Source organism: Haloferax gibbonsii (genome assembly GCF_001190965.1).
GTDB lineage: Archaea > Halobacteriota > Halobacteria > Halobacteriales > Haloferacaceae > Haloferax > Haloferax gibbonsii.
In genome coordinates this window covers 163469-180804 of record NZ_CP011949.1, presented here as the reverse complement: position 1 = coordinate 180804, position 17336 = coordinate 163469, and the positions used below count along the sequence as shown (strand labels likewise).

Sequence of the window (17336 nt, the reverse complement as noted above, 5' to 3'; positions counted from 1 at the left end):
AGTTTCGAGCCGGTTAGCGGCAATGTGGGGTTATCCGATTTGATACTGTTCGCGAATACTTATCACATCACTCCCACACGTTTTCGTATGGCAATCGAGCGAAACAAACGCGAACCGGCCGCCGGTGACGGGGCCGCCTCCCGACAGCACGACGCGTATTCCGGTCGCGGTGCCGCCGGCGCGGCGACCGACGAGGTTCTCGACGACGTGGACGACGTGGACGACGCGACCGACGAAATCGGCACAGCCGTCGCCGAACTCTCCCGCGCCTCCGAGAGCGTGGCCGTCAGCGCACAGGAGATAAGCGACCTCGCGGGCGACCAGTCGACCAACATGCACGAGGTCGCCGGCGAGGTGTCGAACCTGAGCGCCAGCGTCGAGCAGATCGCCTCCAGCGCCGACCAGACGAAGGCGATGAGCGACCAGGCGCGCGACCTCGCCGCCGAGGGACGAAGCTCCGCGGACAACGCCGCGGACGCGATGGAAACCGTCGACGACGTGACCACCGACGTGTACGACGAAATCACCGACCTCCGCGCGAAAGTCGACCAGATAGACAGCGTCGTCGAAGTCATCAACGACATCGCCGACCAGACGAACCTGCTCGCGCTCAACGCCTCCATCGAGGCCGCCCGCGCCGGCGAGGCGGGGGCCGGGTTCGCCGTCGTCGCCGACGAGGTCAAGAGCCTCGCGGAGCAGTCCCGCGACAGCGTCTCCGAAATCGAGGCGGTCGTCGGCGACATCCAGGAGACGACCGAGACGACCGTCGGCAACATCGAGGAGGCGAACGAGGAGGTCAACGACGGCATCTCGGAGGTCGACGCGGCCGTCTCCGCGCTCCGGAACATCGACGCCGCGGTCGGCGAGGCCGCCGCCGGCGCGGAGGAGGTCGCCCGCGCGACCGACCAGCAGGCCGCGAGCACCGAGGAGGTGGCGAGCCTCGTCGACCAGACCGCCCGGGGCGCAGAAGAGGTCGCCGGCGAGATAGACCAGGTCGCCGCGGCCACCGAAGAGCAGACGGCGAATATTTCCGAGGTCGCGCTCCTCGTCGGCCACATCGACGACGAGGTGGACGAGCTTGAGGACGAGGTGGACGACCTCGAAGACGAACTCGACGCGGCCGAAGACGGGCTCTCCGCCCGGAGCGCGTAGATGTCGCTCACGGACGCGCCCGACGCGGCGCTCGACGAGCCGACGCAGGTTCTCGAATTCGACATCGGCGCGGAGCGCTACTGCGTGGCCCTCGACGTCGTCACCGAGATTATCGACCGCAAGCCGGCCCGCTCGCTCCCGGACTCGCCGCCGCACGTCGTCGGCGCGATGGACTACCGGGGCGCGACGACGATGCTCGTCGACACGGCCTCGCTCCTCGGCGTGGGTTCGAACCCCGACGCCTCCCGCGTCGTCGTCTTCGACGCCGCCACCGAGGACGCGACCGTGTTCGGCTGGCTGGTCGACGAGGTCGACCGCGTGACGACGGTCGACCCCGAGACCGTCGACGACGCGCCGTTCGGCGACGACCTGACCCGCGGCGTCGTCAGGGGCGACGACGGCCTCGTCGTCTGGGTCGACCCGCCGGTCGACGAATAGGCCGACCGCACCGTACTTTCTTGAACGCTCCCGCGAACCACTCGGACGATGAAAACACGTCGGGACGCCGTCGATAGCTTCGATTCCTTCCGGCAGTTCGTCGGGCTCGAACGCGACGTGTTCGTCCTCTCGGTGGCGATGTTCGCGTTCAGCCTCTCGTTTCAGATGACCGGCCGGTACGTCCCGGAGTACCTCCGGGTGCTCGGGGCCGGCGCGACCGTCGTCGGCCTCTACGGGAGCGTCGGCAACCTCATCGGGGCGCTGTACCCGTATCCGGGCGGCGCGCTCTCCGACCGCCTCGGGTCGCGCCTCTCGCTCACGCTGTTCGGGACCGTCTCGTCGGCGGGCTTTCTCTTCTGGTTCGTCGCCCCGCAGGTCCCCGAAGTGACCCTCGCGGGCGTCTCGCTCGAACCGTGGCTCTGGATTTTCGTCGGGCTCTTTCTCACGCAGGCGTGGAAGTCGTTCGGCCTCGGCGCGACGTTCGCCATCGTCAAACAGAGCGTCCCGCCGGAGCGACTGGCGATGGGCTTCGCCAGCACCGAGATTTTCCGCCGCGTCGGCTTCCTCCTCGGGCCGCTCATCGCGGCCGCGCTGCTGGCGGCGACGGCGACGTTCGTCGAGGGCTTCCGGTACGTCCTCATCGTGGCCGCGGTCTTCGGCGTCGTCGCCACCGTCGCTCAGCACGTTCTCTACGACGCGGGCGAAGACTCGCTGGGCAAGTCGTTCGAGGGGCTCGCACAGCTCCGCGACGACCTCCGGTCGCTCCCGGAGACGCTCCGCCCGCTCCTCGTCGCGGACACGCTCATCCGGTTCGCCAACGGGATGGTGTACGTCTTTTTCGTCATCGTCGTCACGGAGTTCCTCGAAGTCGGCTTCACCGGGTTCGGCGTCTCGCTTCGGCCGGCCGCCTTCTTCGGCGTCCTCCTCGGCGTCGAGATGGTCGTCGCGCTCCTGACGAAACTCCCCGTCTCGAAGCTCGCCGAGCGGACCGGGCTCAAGCCGGTCGTCGGGCTCGGGTTCGCGGTGTACGCCGTCTTTCCGGTCCTCCTCATCTTCGCGCCGGCGGACCAGTGGGTCGTCGTCGCCCTCTTTGCCTTCTCGGGGCTCCGGTTCGCCGGTCTCCCCGCGCACAAGGCGCTCATCGTCGGCCCGGCGGAGCGAAACGCCGGCGGGCGAGTGACGGGCGCGTACTACCTCGTGCGGAACACCATCGTCATCCCGAGCGCGGCGCTCGGCGGCTGGCTCTACGCGCGGGACCCGACGCTCGCGTTCTCGGCCGCGTCGCTCGTCGGCGTGGTCGGCGTGGTTTACTTCGCACTGCGCGGAAAAGAGTTCGAGGCGTACGCCGGCGGGGCCTGACGCTCAGTTCGGGACGACGAGGTCGACCTCGAAGTAGTACATCGCCTCGAGGTCGCCCTCGAAGACGAGGTGGATGAGCGCGTTCTTGTCCGCCGGGACGTTGTTGCTCACGTCGGTGTCCTCGGCCACGAGGTCGCCCTCGGCGTCGTACACCCGACCGACGACGCTCAGTCGCCCGATGCGCGAGGAGGTGTCCACGGAGAGACCGACGCGGTAGGTTCCAGCCTCCTCGTCGGTCTCGGCGTAGTTCTGCCACGCCTTCGCGTACGGGAGGTCCGAGGAGACGACGACGCCCGGCACGGGTCCCTTCGTCAGGAGCGTGCCCACGACGTCCGGGTCGTCGTCCTCGCGCTCGAAGTCGATGCGGTCCTCGGGAGCGTCGGTCGTCGGCTCCGGCGTGGGTTCGGGTGTCGGTTCGGCGGGCTGTTCGGTCGTCGGTTCGGGAGTCGACTCGGGCGAGTCGGTCGCCGGTTTCGCGGGCTGTTCGTCGCCCGCGGGGTCGTCGTTCTGGTCGGCCGCCGGGTCGAGCGCGTTACCCTCCGCACCGAGGCAGCCGGAGAGGAGCACCACGCCCGCTCCGACGCCGCCGAGGAATGTTCGTCTGTTCATGTCGCTTCCAACGACACATATATACTAAATTATGATTGTACTGAATGGCTGAAGATTCCGGGATAGAGAAGGTCTGTGGCGGTTATAGGGGTCATTACGATTAGTGACCCACGAGTGAAAGGGGGGTCCGTCCCACGTCGCCGACCACGCAAAGATTCAACTTTGTTAACATACATCTTTGTTCATGGACATCGGAATACTCGGCGCTGGCCGACTCGGCGGGACGTTGGCCCAGCTCCTCGTGGAGTCGGACCACGAGGTTGCGATAGCCAACGAAAGCGGGGTCGAGTCGCTCGCGGACCTCTCCGAGACGCTCGGCCCGCAACTTCGCGCGGTTGAACCGACGCGGGCGATTCGGTTCGGCGACGTGGTCTTCCTCGCCGTTCCGTTCCGAGAGCGCGAGTCGCTGCCCGACGCGGACCACTTCGCGGAGAAGATAGTCGTCGACGCGATGAACCCCTACACCGAGAACTTCCACGTCATCGACCTCGGCGACGACACCTCCTCGGAACTCGTCGCGGCTCAGCTCCCGGACGCGAAACTAGTCAAGTCGTTCAACACCATCCACTGGGAGACGCTCCGCGACTTCGGGCATCCCGACCTCCCCGAATCGGAACGCCTCGCGGTCTTCCTCGCCGGCGACGACTCGGACGCCAAGGCGCACGTCGCCGACCTCATCCGCGACATCGGCTTCGGCCCGGTCGACGTCGGCGACCTCGTTCCGGGCGGCGAACTACTGGAACCCGGTTCAGCGCTCTACAAGCGCGAAATCACGGTCGAAGAGGCGCGTGAGACCGTCCGAACGCTTCGTGCTCGGCAGGGCTGACCGTCGTACCCGCGGAACTATCACGATTTTTGATTGTGTATGGTGAGCACCAGATTGCGCTCGCGGAGTACCACGGCCGTACCCGTCCGTTTCCGTGACGTTCACGAATTACAACTGTTCACAAATAGCATGGATTTAAGGGCCATCATCTCACACAGACGCCTGTTAAGGCACCCATGATGGCACAGACGAACGACTGGAAGGACTCGCGCGTGACGTACGACGAGGCGACCGGGTCGTACCGCGTCGATCGCGATTCTTCCGAGCTACTAAGTACGAACGTTGTATTGAGTATTGCGGCAATCGAGGGCGTCCGACCGACGCAGCTCCCGCCGCTCGCACAGACTATCGACCCCGACGCCCTCGAAACGGTCTTCGGCCGTTCTGAGGACGCGCTCCTCTCGTTTTCCTACGCGGGCTACCGCGTGACGCTCGACGCGCTCGGTTCTATCGAAGTGGTCCCCATCGGCGACGCCCAGCCCCTCCAGTGAGGCGACTCACCGCCTAATCGCCGACCACTTACCGCTCATCTCCCCCGGCGAGTGGCGACACGGTCCCGCGATTCGTTACGCCGGCCTCGCGGTTCGCCGCGGTCCAGTAGGTGCCGCCTGACCGCCCGCTCGTGACAGTAGGCGAAACATACCAAAACGTCCTGTCACCGTCTCCCACGGTATGTTCGGAACGAGTGGAATCAGAGGTCCGGTTGGCCGAACCGTGACCGCCGAACTCGCCCTTCGAATCGGCCGCGCGGTCGGCTGCGACGCCTGTACCGTCGTCGTCGGGCAGGACGCCCGCCTCAGCGGAGACGTCCTCGCCGACGCCGTGAGCGCAGGCGTCCGCGAGTGCGGCGCGAACGTGGTCCGACTCGGCGTCGCCTCGACCCCGACGGTCGCCCGCGCGGTCGGCTGGGCCGGCGCTGACGCCGGTATCGGTATCACGGCGTCTCACAACCCCGCGTCGGACAACGGGCTGAAGCTCTGGACGCCGAGCGGCCGCGCCTTCGACAAGGCCCAGACGCGCGACATCGTCCACCGACTCAACCGCGACGAGGTGTCGCTCGCCCCGTGGGACGAACTCGGTGAGGAGCGCGAGTGGCCCGACGCCGCGGCCCGCCACGTGAACCACCTCGTCTCGTCGTTCGACGACCTCGACGACGTGTCCGTCGCGTTCGACCTCGGCAACGGTACGGGTCGCGTCTCCGTCGACGCGCTCTACGAACTCGGCGCGACGGTCAACACCATCGACGGCCAGCAGGACGGCCGGTTCCCCGCCCGAAAGAGCGAGCCGAACGCGGAGACGCTCACGGCGCTCCGGCGGACCGTCCCCGCGCTCGACGTGGACGTGGGGCTCGCCCACGACGGCGACGCGGACCGACTCGTAGCGGTCGACGAGACCGGCGCGTACGTCGCCGGCGACGCGCTCCTCGCGCTGTTCGCGCGGGACGCCGTCTCCCCGGGCGACGCTGTCGCCGTCCCCGTGGACACGAGCCTCCTCGTACAGGACGTGGTCGAATCCGCCGGCGGGCGCGTCACCTACACGCCGGTCGGCGACGTCCACGTCGCCGAGGCGGTCGCCGAACCCGGCTACGTCTTCGGCGGCGAGCCCTCCGGCGCGTGGATTTGGCCCGACGAGACGCTCGCGCCCGACGGCCACTACGCGGCGCTCAAACTCGCCGACCTCGTGGCCCGCGGCGAACCGCTGTCCGAACAGGTCGCCGACCTCGGCGGGGCGGCGTACGCCACCCGCCGCGCGAGCCTCTCGTTCGACGACAAACACCAGGCGATGGACCGAATCGCCCGCGACATCCACGCGACGTACGACGAGGTCGACACCATCGACGGCATCCGCGTCGACACCGACGACGGCTGGTTCCTCGTCCGCGCCAGCGGGACCGAACCGCTGGTCCGCATCACCGCCGAGGCCCGCGACGAGGCCGACGCCGACCGCCTGTTCGAGGACGTTCGCTCGCTCGTCGAGGGCGCGCGCGTCGTCGCCTGAAGCACTCCCTTTTGTGACCCGCCCGCCTCCTCCGCCGGGGTAGTTCAGTTCGCGCACGCGAGCGACCGTTCTCACGGTTTATGTACCATGGCGCCCGACCTCCGCACAGAGCGACGATGCACGACGACTCTCCGCCGCGCGACCGCTCGAACGGTTCGCTCACGCGCCGAGCCGCGACGAAAGCCGTTTCACTCGGCGCGCTCGCGGCCCTCGCGGGCTGTCTCGGCGGCGGTTCGAACGCGGAACAGCGGCCCGACCCCGTCGATCTCTCGGGCGGGAAGGAAGACGACCAAGGCGGGATGGTCATCGGCCTCCACGCCGGCCCGAACGGACAGATTTTCTACCGCGAGAACGCGCCGGAGGGCCACGACAACCCGGCGTGGTTCCACACCCTCAGCATGGGGCTGTTCCCGTACTACTTCGAACACCGAGAGCAGGGCTGGGAGGCGACGGCGGTGTACGTCACGGACTACTCGACGGTCGACTACGAGCTCTCGACCGAGGGTGGCGACACGTTCATCTCGACCCACACCGACGCCGAGACCTTCGGCGACGCCACCGAGATGACGTACGTCGTCGAAAGCGACGTGCTCGGAGGCATGGGTAAAGACCTGATTCCCTTTTCGTCGGACTCCGACGCCGACGGGTTCGTCGCCGAACACGGCGGAGAAACCGTATCGTTCGACGACGTGACACCCGAGTGGCTCAGCGGCTACATGCGCTCGTAGCGCCGCCGCTGTCGGTCGCTTCGAAAACAACGGAGTTTCCGACGGCCTCAGAACGAGTCGTTGGGGATGCGGACGCCGTCGACGTAGACCGACACCGCGTCGGTCGACTGGAAGTTGGTGATGTCGCCCGCGAACTGGTAGCGCCGCGAGTCGTCGTCGACGGTTCCCTCGGCGGCGGGACCGACCGTCCCGGTCGTGCTGAGCGCGCCGTTCGATTGGAGCGGTGAGATCGAGCCGCTGACCGTCACTTCGAACGAAGAGACGGGACCGGTGCCCGCGACGACGAGCGTGTGCCCGTCATCGTCGACCGGTTCGTCGGCCTGTTCCGTCGCCGAGCCGAGCCCAGAGAATCCCGCGAGTGCACCGGCGGCCGATACCGACCCGCACAGCGCGAGGTACTTGCGTCTACCGACGTCGTCGTCAGTCGTCGTCGTTTCTGGGTCCTGCCCGGTGGACCGTTCACTTACCATGTCTCAGGGGTTGCGGATTACACCCATAAATGTTGCGATAATTACATTAGTTGGAATACATGAATATCTATCGACGATACTATTGAGATCGTTACTGTTCGAATCGACGACGAGTTCCGACGATTCACTTCGACCGAAAAAACGACCGACAGCGACCACTTATTCTCGAATTAATCCGTTTCTTATGGCTGCATTAATGGCTGATTTGCGGTGTCGATTTGATTGTCTTTTTTGTGATATTTTTGACGGCGACCGAATGTACTAACTTCTGATAAATATCTCAGTGGCGTGCGCAGCGACCGCTCTCTCGGTCGTCCGAGCGTCTATGAACCTCGAAACCGCGGCGGACGAGTCGGGAGTCGCGTCGGGCGTCGCGCTCGGCCTCGTCGAACGCGGTCGGCCCAGCGCCGCTGCGGTCGCTCGACTCGAATCGGCGTCAAAAAGGGGAGAGGACCGGACGAGACCGCGGGGACCGATGCGGCCACCAGCGACGAGCTGTTCTCGTCTTCGTTTCTTCCGGGGCGAGCGTCCCACTCGCGCCCTCGGGTGTTCGAACGGACGGTTCGTCGCTCCGCTGTGGGGACGGCGGCGTGCTATCCGAGGAACCCGACGTGGCGGTCTTCCCAGTCTCGGCGCTCGACGATGGACTCGCGACCTTTCTCGGACATCTCGTAGAAGTTCGTTCGGCGGTCGTGCTGTCCCTTGTTCACGTACCCCTGTTCGACGAGGGCGTCGAGGTTCGGGTAGAGCCGACCGTGGTTCACCTCCCCGACGTCCTTGCTGATCATCTCTTTAATCTCCTGCCCGGACGGGCGCTCTGCGCCGGCAATCACGTACAGCAGGTCTCGCTGGAAGCCAGTCAATTCGAACATTGTAGTCTCGAATCTAAGTATCGCCGCCATCGGGTATTGTTAGCCACCTCTATACTGGACAATTGGGTTCCTTACCGCCGCTGTCGCGAGTTTGCTCCCATTCCGGCGCGAGGACTTTTCTCGAAATCGACGAGATACGTAATCATCTCCGAGACCGAGATAACTCCCTCCCGCTGACGGTCCGTCTCCGAGTAAATATCGCGTGAAGATGAGCTTAATCCCCGTTAGAAACCGGTCCGGTGCCTCCCGGAAACGTCACGATAACAAAGGTCGGTTGTGGTGTACTACGACTCAACCGGGTCGGCTCCCCCTTTCGCATCGCGTGCGAGGACCGCCCCCGAACACGACGATGACAACCCTATCAAAAGACGAGCTCTTTCGCATCCTCAGTAACTCGCGCCGGAGGCAGATTCTCTACTTCCTCCACCGCGCGGGCGAAGCAATCTCGTTGAAGCAACTCGCGGCGATGGTCGCGGCTCGAGAGAACGGCACGGCGGTCGACGACGTGACCGACGAAGAGCGACAGCGCGTGTATATCTCGCTGTACCAGACGCACCTCCCGAAACTCGAGAGCGCCGGGCTGGTCGATTACGACGACGAGGAGCGCTCCGTCGAACTCGTCCCGAACGTCGCCAAGCGGGGGTTCTTCTGGATGCAACCCGACGCACGCGAGTCGTGGAGCCGGTACTACGCGCTTCTCGGCGCGCTCAGTTGGGTGCTCATCCTCGGGGTGTGGGCGGGGCTCCCGGGATTCGCGCTCGTCTCGTGGAGCGCAATCGCGGTGTTCGTCTCCGCGGCGCTCCTCGCGCTGGTGTTCGCGCAGTACCTCTCCGAGCGACGCGAGGGCACCTCGGCCGACGCCTTCGAAGCGCTCGTGGAATAACCGCCCGATAAACCGTCATCTCGCGACCGCCGTGGGCACCCGCTCCGGCGCGCTCGCGTATTCTCAGTCGGTGCTACTGCCGAATCGTCGAATCCGTGAGTTTAACTGCCAGTCGAGTTTGATGTCCCTCTCGATAACGGCTTCCTTAGACGGAAAACCGGGACACCCTGCCACTTCGCGGTAGGACTACGCTACTATCGGATACATTGAAAGTCTGAGTTAGTATAGATTGTTACAACCAGTTTACTCGCAGATTTTGCGTCCCTAACAGTCGGACAAATCAGAGTGTGGGATTCTCAGACAAGTATATATCCTCGTTTAACCTATTAGTTGATTGACCCTCTGAATCTGGGGCGCGCTTGGTGGGGCGCATCCAAAGGTTGTGGTCTGTGCTAAACGTCACGTGGTCTCCCCTCTCGACTGACCACGTCACTCGGTAGCACCCGACTACACAGTGGGGGAGGAAGGAACAATGGTTACCGATTCATTACAAGCTGACACCGATGTTGTTGACCAGACGACGAACGAACAACTCGCGGAGACGACTGGTGGGTCTCACGCGGTTTCCGAACAGCAACAACAACCCGAAATCGAAGCGCTCTCGAAGGACGTCGTCTTCGAGATTCTGAAGAACCAACGCCGGCGCGACGCGCTCCGGTACCTCAAGGAGAACGACGGCGAGGCGAAGCTCGGCGACATGGCCGAGTTCATCGCCGCGAAGGAAAACGGCATCGAGATAAAGGCGCTGTCGTCGAGTCAGCGAAAGCGGGTGTACATCGGTCTGTACCAGTGTCACCTCCCGAAGATGGACTCGGCGGGCATCGTCGACTTCGAGAAGAACCGCGGTGACATCACGCTTCTCGACACCGCGAAGCAGCTCGACCAGTACCTCGACGGCGACGTCGTCAGCACCGAGACCGACGACGAGCAGGCGGCGCCGCTCGCCGCGTCGCCGAAACGGAACCTCGCCATCGCCGCCGGCGTGGCCGCGACCGTCTCCGGCGGCCTGCTCGGCGTCCCCGGTCTCGAACAGATTCCGGCCGCCGGCTGGGCCGTGCTGAGCACCGCGACGCTCATGGCCATCACCGCGATGGAGTCGTACAAGGGCCGCCTCAACCTCTGAGCCGGTCTCGCGCGCCCGCGTCGCGAACGATACAACGGACAACTCGGATCAACGAACAACTCGGATTTTACTTCGACCTGCGTTCGAACAGCGGCGGCCTTGGTCGCCGCTCGCACGTCGACGTCCGTTCTCTCAGACTCTCTCGTTCCCACTCCGCTTCTGGCTCTCGCGCTCCCGTTCTCGACTCGCGGGTGTGATTCGCAGACCGCGCAACCGACGTGGCGGCTTCGGCCGCTCGGCGACACCATCGGATGAATGCCCACCGATTAGGAGCGGCCGAACCCGCCTGCCTCCCGATTTAGGCCGGCTTTCGCCGCTTGCAACAGTCTCACACGCGACCCTAACGCGCGACCGGTTCGGGGAACCCTCTGTATAACAATCCCCGTCGCCGTCCCTGTTCCCTCTATGACTCACTCACCGTCACGGCCACGTTCCGAACGTCCGTCGCTCGCGGGAGGGCGCGAATGAACGACCGCATCACCGAGGCGGTCGTCCTCGCGGCCGGCGAGGGGCGACGGCTCCGCCCGCTCACCACCTTCCAACCGAAGCCGATGCTCCCCGTCGCCAACCGGCCGGTCGTCGAGTACGTCCTCGACGCGCTGTTCGAATCGGGTATCGAGCGCGTCGTCGTCGTCGTCGGCCACCGGGCCGACCGCATCCAGTCGCACCTCTCTGCGACCTACTCCGACGCGGACATCGAGTTCGTCCACCAGGACTCGCGTCTCGGCAGCGGCCACGCGCTCCTCCTCGCCGAGGGGCTCGTCTCCGGCCCCTTCGTCGTCTGCAACGGCGACAACGTCGTCGACGCCGACATCGTCTCGTCGGTGCTCGAACGCTTCTCGACGACCGACTCGGTGGCGACGGTCGCGGTCGCCGAGTCCGACACGCCCGAGGAGTACGGCGTCGTCGTCGAGGACAACGGCCGCATCGCCGACATCGACGAACACGCCGTCGACAGCGAGGGCTACCTCGTCAACGCGGGCGTCTACGTCTTCGACGACGCCGTCTTCGAGGCGCTCCGGCGCATCCCGCCGCACGACGGCGAGACGCGACTCCCCGACGTGATTCACTACCTCGACGGGCACGTCACGTCCGTCCTCGTCAACGGCGGCTGGCTCGACCCCTCGCACCCGTGGGGGCTCCTCTCCGTGACGGAGACGCTCCTCGCGCGCAGACACGACTCCGCAGTCGCCGAGTCGGCGCGGATTCACGAGCGCGCGCTCGTCGGCGACCACGTCGTCGTCGGCGAGGACTGCGACGTGGGGCCGGGCGCGGTCATCAGCGCCGGCTCGTGCCTCCAAGACAACGTCTCGGTCGGCGCGAACAGCGTCATCGAGCGCTCCATCCTCTCGACCGACGCGCGGATCGGCGCGGGCGTCGTCCTCCGCGACTCCGTCGTCGGCCCCGGCGCGACCGTCGGCGACGGCGTCGTCTCGCCCGGCGGCCGGGCGGACGTCATCCTCGAAGGCCGGCTCTACACCGACCGCCGGCTCGGCAGCATCATCGGCGACCGCGCCGAGGTCGGCGCGAACGTGACGCTCACGGCGGGTAGTCGCGTCGGCGCGGAGGCCGTCGTCGGCCCTGGCACGGTCTTACACGGCGACGTTCGCGAGCGCGTGGAGGTGACTCACTGATGTGCGGAATCACCGCCTGCATCGGCGCGGACAACTCCGTGGACTCGCTCGTCGACGGACTCCAGCGGCTGGAGTACCGCGGCTACGACTCGGCCGGCATCGCCGTGAAGAACGGCTCGGGCATCTCGCTGACGAAGCGCGTCGGCGAGGTCTCCGAGCTCGTCGCGGCCGTCGAGCAGAACCCCATCGCCGGCGACTACGGCATCGGCCACACCCGCTGGGCGACCCACGGCGGCGTCACCGACGGTAACGCTCACCCGCACACGGACGAGTCGGGCCGCATCGCCGTCGTCCACAACGGTATCATCTCGAACTTCCAGTCGCTCCGCAGCGACCTCGAGTCCCGCGGCCACGTCTTCAGCAGCGAGACCGACACCGAAGTCGTCCCGCACCTCATCGAGGAGAACCTCCGCGACGGCGCGACCCCCGAGGAGGCGTTCCGCGCCGCGGTCGGCAGCCTCTCGGGGAGCTACGCCATCGCGGCCATCATCGGCGACGAGGAGGCCATCTTCGCGACCCGCTCCGGGTCGCCGCTGGTCCTCGGCGTCGGCGACGGCGAGTACTTCCTCGCCAGCGACGTGCCCGCGTTCATCCAGCACACGGCGCGCGTCGTCTACCTCCACGACGGCGACTTCGTCGTCACCCGTTCGGACGGCTACGAAATCACCGACTCGGCCGGCCGCGCGGTCGACCGCCCCGTCGAACACGTCGAGTGGGACCCCGAGACGGCGACGAAGGGCGGCTACGAGCACTACATGTACAAGGAGATTCACGAGCAGCCCGGCGCGCTCCGGCGGACCACGCAGGGCCGCCTGAACACCCACGCCGGCGGCGTCGAACTCGAGGAGTTCCCGCCGGAGTCGTTCGCCGACGTGAAGCAGGTCCACCTCCTCGCGATGGGCACCTCGCACCACGCCGGAATGTACGCGGCGTCGCTGCTCAACTCCCGGGGCATCCCCGCCTACGCGTTCATGGCGGGCGAGTACTCGGTCATCAAGCCGCCGGTGACGCCCGACACGCTCGTCGTCGCGGTCAGCCAGTCCGGTGAGACCGCCGACACCCTCGACGCCGTGCGCCGCGCCCGCGCCGCCGGCGCGCGGACCCTCGCGGTCACGAACGTCGTCGGCTCGTCGATAACCCGCGAGTGCGACGACGAACTGCTCATCCGCGCGGGTCCCGAAATCGGCGTCGCGGCCACCAAGACGTTCTCGTCGCAGGTGACGGCGCTGACGCTCCTCACGGAGCGCATCGTCGAGGACGTGACCGGTGCGAAGTCGCCCGCCGCGCGCGACCTGATGGAGGCCCTGTCGCGGCTCCCGGGCGACGTGCAGGAGGTGCTCGACACCTCGATGGCCCGCGAGATTGCCATCGAGTACGAGGGCAGCGACGCGTACTTCTTCATCGGCCGCGGGGTCGCCCACCCCGTCGCCCTCGAAGGCGCGCTGAAGTTCAAGGAGATATCCTACGAACACGCCGAGGGGTTCGCCGCCTCGGAACTCAAACACGGGCCGCTGGCGCTCGTCACGCCGCTGTCGCCGGTGTTCGCCATCTTCACCGGCCACGACGACGAGGCGACGCTGAGCAACGTCAAGGAGGTCCAGGCTCGCGGCGCGCCCGTCATCGCCATCACGAGCGACCGCTCGGGCGAGGTGACCGAGTTCGCCGACCACGTGCTCCGGATTCCGGACACGCACCCCGACATCGCCGGCGTCCTCGCCAACGTCCAGCTCCAGCTCGTCGCGTACCACGCGGCGGACCTGCTCGAACGGCCCATCGACAAGCCGCGTAACCTCGCCAAGTGCGTCACCGTCGAGTGAGAAGCGCGGCGACGTGACGCGGCGGGTAACCCCGCCTGCCCTCCGTATTTTGCGCCCATTAATCCGCCGTCGACGCTCGATTCCGGCGTCCGACCCGCCATTTTCAGGTGTTCGCGAACGTTCGGCGATAAGTGAATATTATCTCGACTGTAGGCACCGATTACATATTACCTGCCCGCGTCAGGTAACACGCGATGACCCGACGCGACCTCGTGGACGACGTTCTTTCGGCCGCAGACGACCCTCCGGGCCCGCTGACCGACGAGAGCGACGCTCACCCGGCGACGGACGAGACCGACATTCCTCCCGAGTCGTCGGACGACGACCTCCTCGACGCGCTCGGTGACGAGGTCTCGCGGGACGTGCTGTTGGCGTGCAACCGCGCGCCGATGACCGCGGAGGAGCTCGCGGAGAACTGCGACGTCTCCGAATCGACCATCTACCGCCGCCTCGAGACGCTTTCGAGCCTCGGGCTCGTCGAGCGAACGCAGCGAATCGACGCGCCGAGCAAGACGTGTTACGAGACGGTCGTCGACGGCCTCTCGATTCACCTCGGCGACAGCCTCCGCGTCGAGGCGGGGTCGAGCAACTACGTCGTCGACGCGATGCGCACGCTTCTGGCCGCGATAGACGTCCAACAGCTCGCGTACGACCGCGAGCAGAACAGCGTGGACGTTCGGTTCCGACTGGCGCCGCACCTGCTCGATTCGCTGGTGGAACTGTACGTCAGAGACACGAATTCGCGTGAGGAGTAGTCCGCCGACCGCCGATGTCGGTTCGTTCGCCGCGTCGCTTTCTCGCGGGCTCTCGCCGTCCTACCGCCGCCACGACCCGTCGACTTCGCCGAGGACGAGCGCGAGCGCGTCTCTCGCGCGTCCGACCGCGATGAGTTCGCGGGCGGCCGCGGCGGTGAGCGGTCCGATGGACTGCGAGGATTCGAGCCCGGCGACGATATCGGGCACCTCGGCGGTGAACCACGAACTGGCGTCCGTCCCGGGTTCGTCGTCGACTTCCGCGGACGGGCGGGTGTGAGGGGCGTCGGAAATCATACCGAATATACACCCCGAAACTGGTTAGTTAGGAATCCGCGGGCCCCCGGTAGCGACTCCTTACTCACCGGGGTGCCGGCCGCGTTCGGCTCCGGAATCGCTCCGATTCGCATACCACATTATTGCAAAGAATAATAACCCGGTGTAGCGTTTCCCCGATAATGTCTCTCAGCGAACTCATCTCCGGCGTCGCCGCCTCGGAGCGAACACTGACGGTGTTCAATCCGACCCCCGGCGTCGTCGAGCGACTCGCCGAGCACTTTGCGGATCGAAACGTCTCGGTGGAGTCTGCGAGTTCCGACGAGGGCCCTTCGAACTACGCGGTGCTGGGTACCGGCGACAAGTTCCACACGGCGGTCTCGGTCGACGACCTCCTCACGCGCCCCGAGGACGTCGAACCGGGGTTCGAACGCGACTCGTACGCGCCGATTCTCGACCACCTCGACGAGACGCTGTTTACCTCCTACGACCGTCGGAAGATGCTCAACGCCACCCGCGAAATCGAGGACCGCGCGTGGCGCGTCGGCGCGGGCGAACTCCACTCGGGCTTCCAGTCCGGCGGAAACCTCCGGCCGCAACTCGAAACGTACCGCCGTCTCGGCGACCGCGACGACCTCTCGGTCCACGCGTACATCTACCCGAACGGCGAGGTCCCGCAGGCCGACCAGTTCCAACTCCACCTCGCGCGCTCCGACGAGATTCGGCGCTCCTGGTTCGTCGCCTACGACGGCAACGGCGTCGGCGACTACAAGTGCGCGCTCGTCGCCGAGGAGCCCGAACCGGGGTTCGGCTTCACCGGCTTCTGGACGTACGACCCCTCGACGGTCGACTACATCGTCAACCACCTCGTCTCGTCGTACTCGATTATCGAATCCGATGGCTCGGGCGACGTCGGTCCCCGTCGTCAGATGACCGTTCGACCGAATTTTAGCCACTGACTCGGGTTCGATTCTTTGTACTTGCCCACAGAATCAATTCGGAGAACTGGGCGCGAATACTTACCAACGCCCGCCCGGAACCGGGCGGTATGGTTGACGGAATCCTCCTCGACGCCTCGAACCTGAAAGGCAAGGTCAAAGGCGGCCGCGCCGGGGCCGAAATCGCCGGGATGAGCTACATCGGCTACGAACTCGCGGTCACGGAGCGGAGCATCCACGTCTACGGCGACCACTGTAACGCCGACATCCAAGACGAAGAGTACCGCTACCTCATCGTCCCGCTCGACTCGGTCCGAGGAATCGAACTCAAAGACCTGTCCGACCGAGGTCGGTGCCTGCAGATTCACGCGTTGGACGATGAGGTGATACTCTTCTCGGAGAACCAGTCGAGCCTCTCGAAGAATCTCAAGCGCGTATTTCTCCTTCTCTCGCGGTTGCTCGCCTGAGCGGACCGGTCGGCTAGTCGGCCGGTCGACCGGCCAACTGGTCAACCGGCCCGGTGGCGAATCAGGTAACGTTTCGAAAGCAGGTAAACTAACCGAACCGCTAAAGAGGGTCGGAACCGAGGTGAGTGTATGGCCACGGATATGAACCTCGACGACGCCCCCTGTCCCATCATCGACTCGCTGAAGCAGATCGGGTCGCAGTGGCGTCTCATCGTCCTCCACGACCTCCAAGACGGTGAAAAGCGGTTCAACGAACTGAAGCGCTCGACCGGCGCGAGTTCGCGGACGCTCTCTCGCGTCCTCGACGACCTGCAGGAACACGGCTTCGTCGACCGCCGGATGGAAGAGGACGCGCCGGTCGCGACGTACTACTCGCTGACCGACAAGGGCGTCTCGCTGTGCCCGGTGTTCGACGAGATACAGGAGTGGGCCACCGAGTGGCTCGACGCCGAGCACGAAGAGTCGGCCGAAGCCGAGACGGTCCAGTCGACGGTCTGAGCGGCGCTACACTACACTTCGAGCGGGTCGCCGTCCGCCGTCTCGAAAATCGCCTCGTGGACCTCCGCGACGGTGACCGAGTCGAGTTCGTCGAGCATCGCCTGAATCGCCGGCTCGAGCAGTTCGCCGAGGACCGGCTGGATGTGTTCGCCGACGGTGCACTCGTCGTTCGGTTCGTTCGTGTGGAAACAGAACGGCTCGGCGTCCTCCACCGCCTCGTAGATGTCGCGAAGCGTGATGGCGTCCGGCTCGCGGGCCAGCGTGAAACCGCCGGTCGGACCGCGCTTGGAATCGACGAGGTCCGCCTCCCGGAGCGAACACAGAAGCTGACGGATGACCACCGGGTTCGTGTTGACGCTCCACGCGAGACGGTCGGAAGACAGCCGCTCGTCGCTCCGCACCGCCAAGTTAGTCAGCACGTGCGTCGCGACGACGAATCGGCTGCTGTTCGACATACACGTTCTTTGGAGCTACGGGCATTTTAGATTTCACGGTG

Annotated in this window: 20 protein-coding genes; 15 read left to right on the top strand and 5 right to left on the bottom strand. The window is 65.9% G+C overall.

Annotation, left to right across the window (positions count from 1 at the left end):
- The first annotated feature begins 87 nt into the window (after positions 1-87).
- Genes ABY42_RS17780 through ABY42_RS17770 form a run of 3 tightly spaced genes read left to right on the top strand, consistent with a single transcriptional unit; the run spans position 88 to position 2949 of the window.
- Positions 88-1152 carry a methyl-accepting chemotaxis protein gene (locus ABY42_RS17780; protein ID WP_050460341.1) on the top strand — a complete coding sequence of 355 codons (1065 nt, stop codon included), beginning with the start codon at positions 88-90 and terminating at the stop codon, positions 1150-1152.
- Positions 1153-1590: a chemotaxis protein CheW gene (locus ABY42_RS17775; protein WP_004978132.1), complete on the top strand. Its 438-nt coding sequence runs from the start codon at positions 1153-1155 to the stop codon at positions 1588-1590. It abuts the gene before it with no gap.
- Positions 1591-1638: 48 nt separating this feature from the next.
- Positions 1639-2949, top strand: coding sequence for an MFS transporter (locus ABY42_RS17770; RefSeq protein WP_050460340.1), 1311 nt, complete (start codon positions 1639-1641; stop codon positions 2947-2949).
- Between the two features lie 3 nt (positions 2950-2952).
- Here ABY42_RS17770 and ABY42_RS17765 read toward each other — a convergent pair whose 3' ends face one another.
- A complete protein-coding gene (locus ABY42_RS17765) occupies positions 2953-3558 on the bottom strand; it encodes a hypothetical protein (protein WP_050460339.1) in 606 nt (201 codons plus the stop codon).
- Between the two features lie 184 nt (positions 3559-3742).
- On the opposite strand from ABY42_RS17765, the gene ABY42_RS17760 reads away from it, so the two are divergent.
- The 4 genes from ABY42_RS17760 (at position 3743) to ABY42_RS17745 (ending at position 7110) form a co-directional block, all read left to right on the top strand.
- Complete coding sequence (locus tag ABY42_RS17760; protein ID WP_050460338.1) at positions 3743-4384, top strand: NADPH-dependent F420 reductase; 642 nt, start codon at positions 3743-3745, stop codon at positions 4382-4384.
- Positions 4385-4560: 176 nt separating this feature from the next.
- Positions 4561-4875: a HalOD1 output domain-containing protein gene (locus ABY42_RS17755; RefSeq protein ID WP_004978141.1), complete on the top strand. Its 315-nt coding sequence runs from the start codon at positions 4561-4563 to the stop codon at positions 4873-4875.
- Between the two features lie 223 nt (positions 4876-5098).
- Complete coding sequence (gene glmM / locus ABY42_RS17750) at positions 5099-6382, top strand: phosphoglucosamine mutase (protein ID WP_004978144.1); 1284 nt, start codon at positions 5099-5101, stop codon at positions 6380-6382.
- Positions 6383-6498: 116 nt separating this feature from the next.
- The gene (locus ABY42_RS17745) at positions 6499-7110 is read left to right on the top strand and encodes a nitrous oxide reductase accessory protein NosL (protein WP_050460337.1); all 612 of its coding nucleotides are present in this window, start codon (positions 6499-6501) and stop codon (positions 7108-7110) included.
- A gap of 47 nt (positions 7111-7157) precedes the next feature.
- On the opposite strand, the gene ABY42_RS17740 is transcribed toward ABY42_RS17745, so the two are convergent.
- Together ABY42_RS17740 and ABY42_RS17735 are read right to left on the bottom strand one after the other, a co-directional pair.
- Entirely contained in the window at positions 7158-7580 is a 423-nt protein-coding gene (locus tag ABY42_RS17740) for a hypothetical protein (RefSeq protein ID WP_004978146.1), read from the bottom strand.
- A 593-nt stretch (positions 7581-8173) separates the two neighbouring features.
- On the bottom strand, positions 8174-8452 hold the full coding sequence (locus ABY42_RS17735; RefSeq protein ID WP_004978148.1) for a PadR family transcriptional regulator: 279 nt from the start codon (positions 8450-8452) through the stop codon (positions 8174-8176).
- A 349-nt stretch (positions 8453-8801) separates the two neighbouring features.
- Between ABY42_RS17735 and ABY42_RS17730 the strand changes: the two genes are divergently transcribed.
- The 5 genes from ABY42_RS17730 (at position 8802) to ABY42_RS17710 (ending at position 14664) form a co-directional block, all read left to right on the top strand.
- Positions 8802-9335, top strand: coding sequence for a DUF7344 domain-containing protein (locus ABY42_RS17730; RefSeq protein ID WP_050460336.1), 534 nt, complete (start codon positions 8802-8804; stop codon positions 9333-9335).
- Positions 9336-9807: 472 nt separating this feature from the next.
- Positions 9808-10458 (top strand): DUF7344 domain-containing protein, encoded by a 651-nt coding sequence (locus ABY42_RS17725; protein WP_050460335.1) that lies wholly within the window; start codon positions 9808-9810, stop codon positions 10456-10458.
- Between the two features lie 464 nt (positions 10459-10922).
- Positions 10923-12092 (top strand): sugar phosphate nucleotidyltransferase, encoded by a 1170-nt coding sequence (locus ABY42_RS17720; RefSeq protein WP_050460334.1) that lies wholly within the window; start codon positions 10923-10925, stop codon positions 12090-12092.
- The gene (gene glmS / locus ABY42_RS17715) at positions 12092-13909 is read left to right on the top strand and encodes a glutamine--fructose-6-phosphate transaminase (isomerizing) (protein WP_050460333.1); all 1818 of its coding nucleotides are present in this window, start codon (positions 12092-12094) and stop codon (positions 13907-13909) included. Before ABY42_RS17720 ends, glmS begins: the two co-directional genes overlap by 1 nt.
- Before the next feature lie 194 nt (positions 13910-14103).
- Positions 14104-14664, top strand: a complete 561-nt coding sequence (locus tag ABY42_RS17710) for a helix-turn-helix domain-containing protein (RefSeq protein ID WP_050460332.1) — start codon at positions 14104-14106, stop codon at positions 14662-14664.
- A gap of 60 nt (positions 14665-14724) precedes the next feature.
- On the opposite strand, the gene ABY42_RS17705 is transcribed toward ABY42_RS17710, so the two are convergent.
- A complete protein-coding gene (locus ABY42_RS17705; RefSeq protein ID WP_004978156.1) occupies positions 14725-14958 on the bottom strand; it encodes a hypothetical protein in 234 nt (77 codons plus the stop codon).
- A 161-nt stretch (positions 14959-15119) separates the two neighbouring features.
- Here ABY42_RS17705 and ABY42_RS17700 point away from each other — a divergent pair, with 161 nt between their 5' ends.
- The 3 genes from ABY42_RS17700 to ABY42_RS17690 all read left to right on the top strand — a co-directional run bounded on the left by ABY42_RS17700 (position 15120) and on the right by ABY42_RS17690 (position 16840).
- The gene (locus tag ABY42_RS17700; protein ID WP_050460331.1) at positions 15120-15896 is read left to right on the top strand and encodes a DICT sensory domain-containing protein; all 777 of its coding nucleotides are present in this window, start codon (positions 15120-15122) and stop codon (positions 15894-15896) included.
- Positions 15897-15985: 89 nt separating this feature from the next.
- Positions 15986-16342 carry a hypothetical protein gene (locus ABY42_RS17695; protein ID WP_004978160.1) on the top strand — a complete coding sequence of 119 codons (357 nt, stop codon included), beginning with the start codon at positions 15986-15988 and terminating at the stop codon, positions 16340-16342.
- A gap of 129 nt (positions 16343-16471) precedes the next feature.
- Complete coding sequence (locus tag ABY42_RS17690; RefSeq protein WP_008094018.1) at positions 16472-16840, top strand: winged helix-turn-helix transcriptional regulator; 369 nt, start codon at positions 16472-16474, stop codon at positions 16838-16840.
- Between the two features lie 11 nt (positions 16841-16851).
- On the opposite strand, the gene ABY42_RS17685 is transcribed toward ABY42_RS17690, so the two are convergent.
- Complete coding sequence (locus tag ABY42_RS17685; protein WP_004978164.1) at positions 16852-17295, bottom strand: Rrf2 family transcriptional regulator; 444 nt, start codon at positions 17293-17295, stop codon at positions 16852-16854.
- Positions 17296-17336 lie beyond the last annotated feature (41 nt).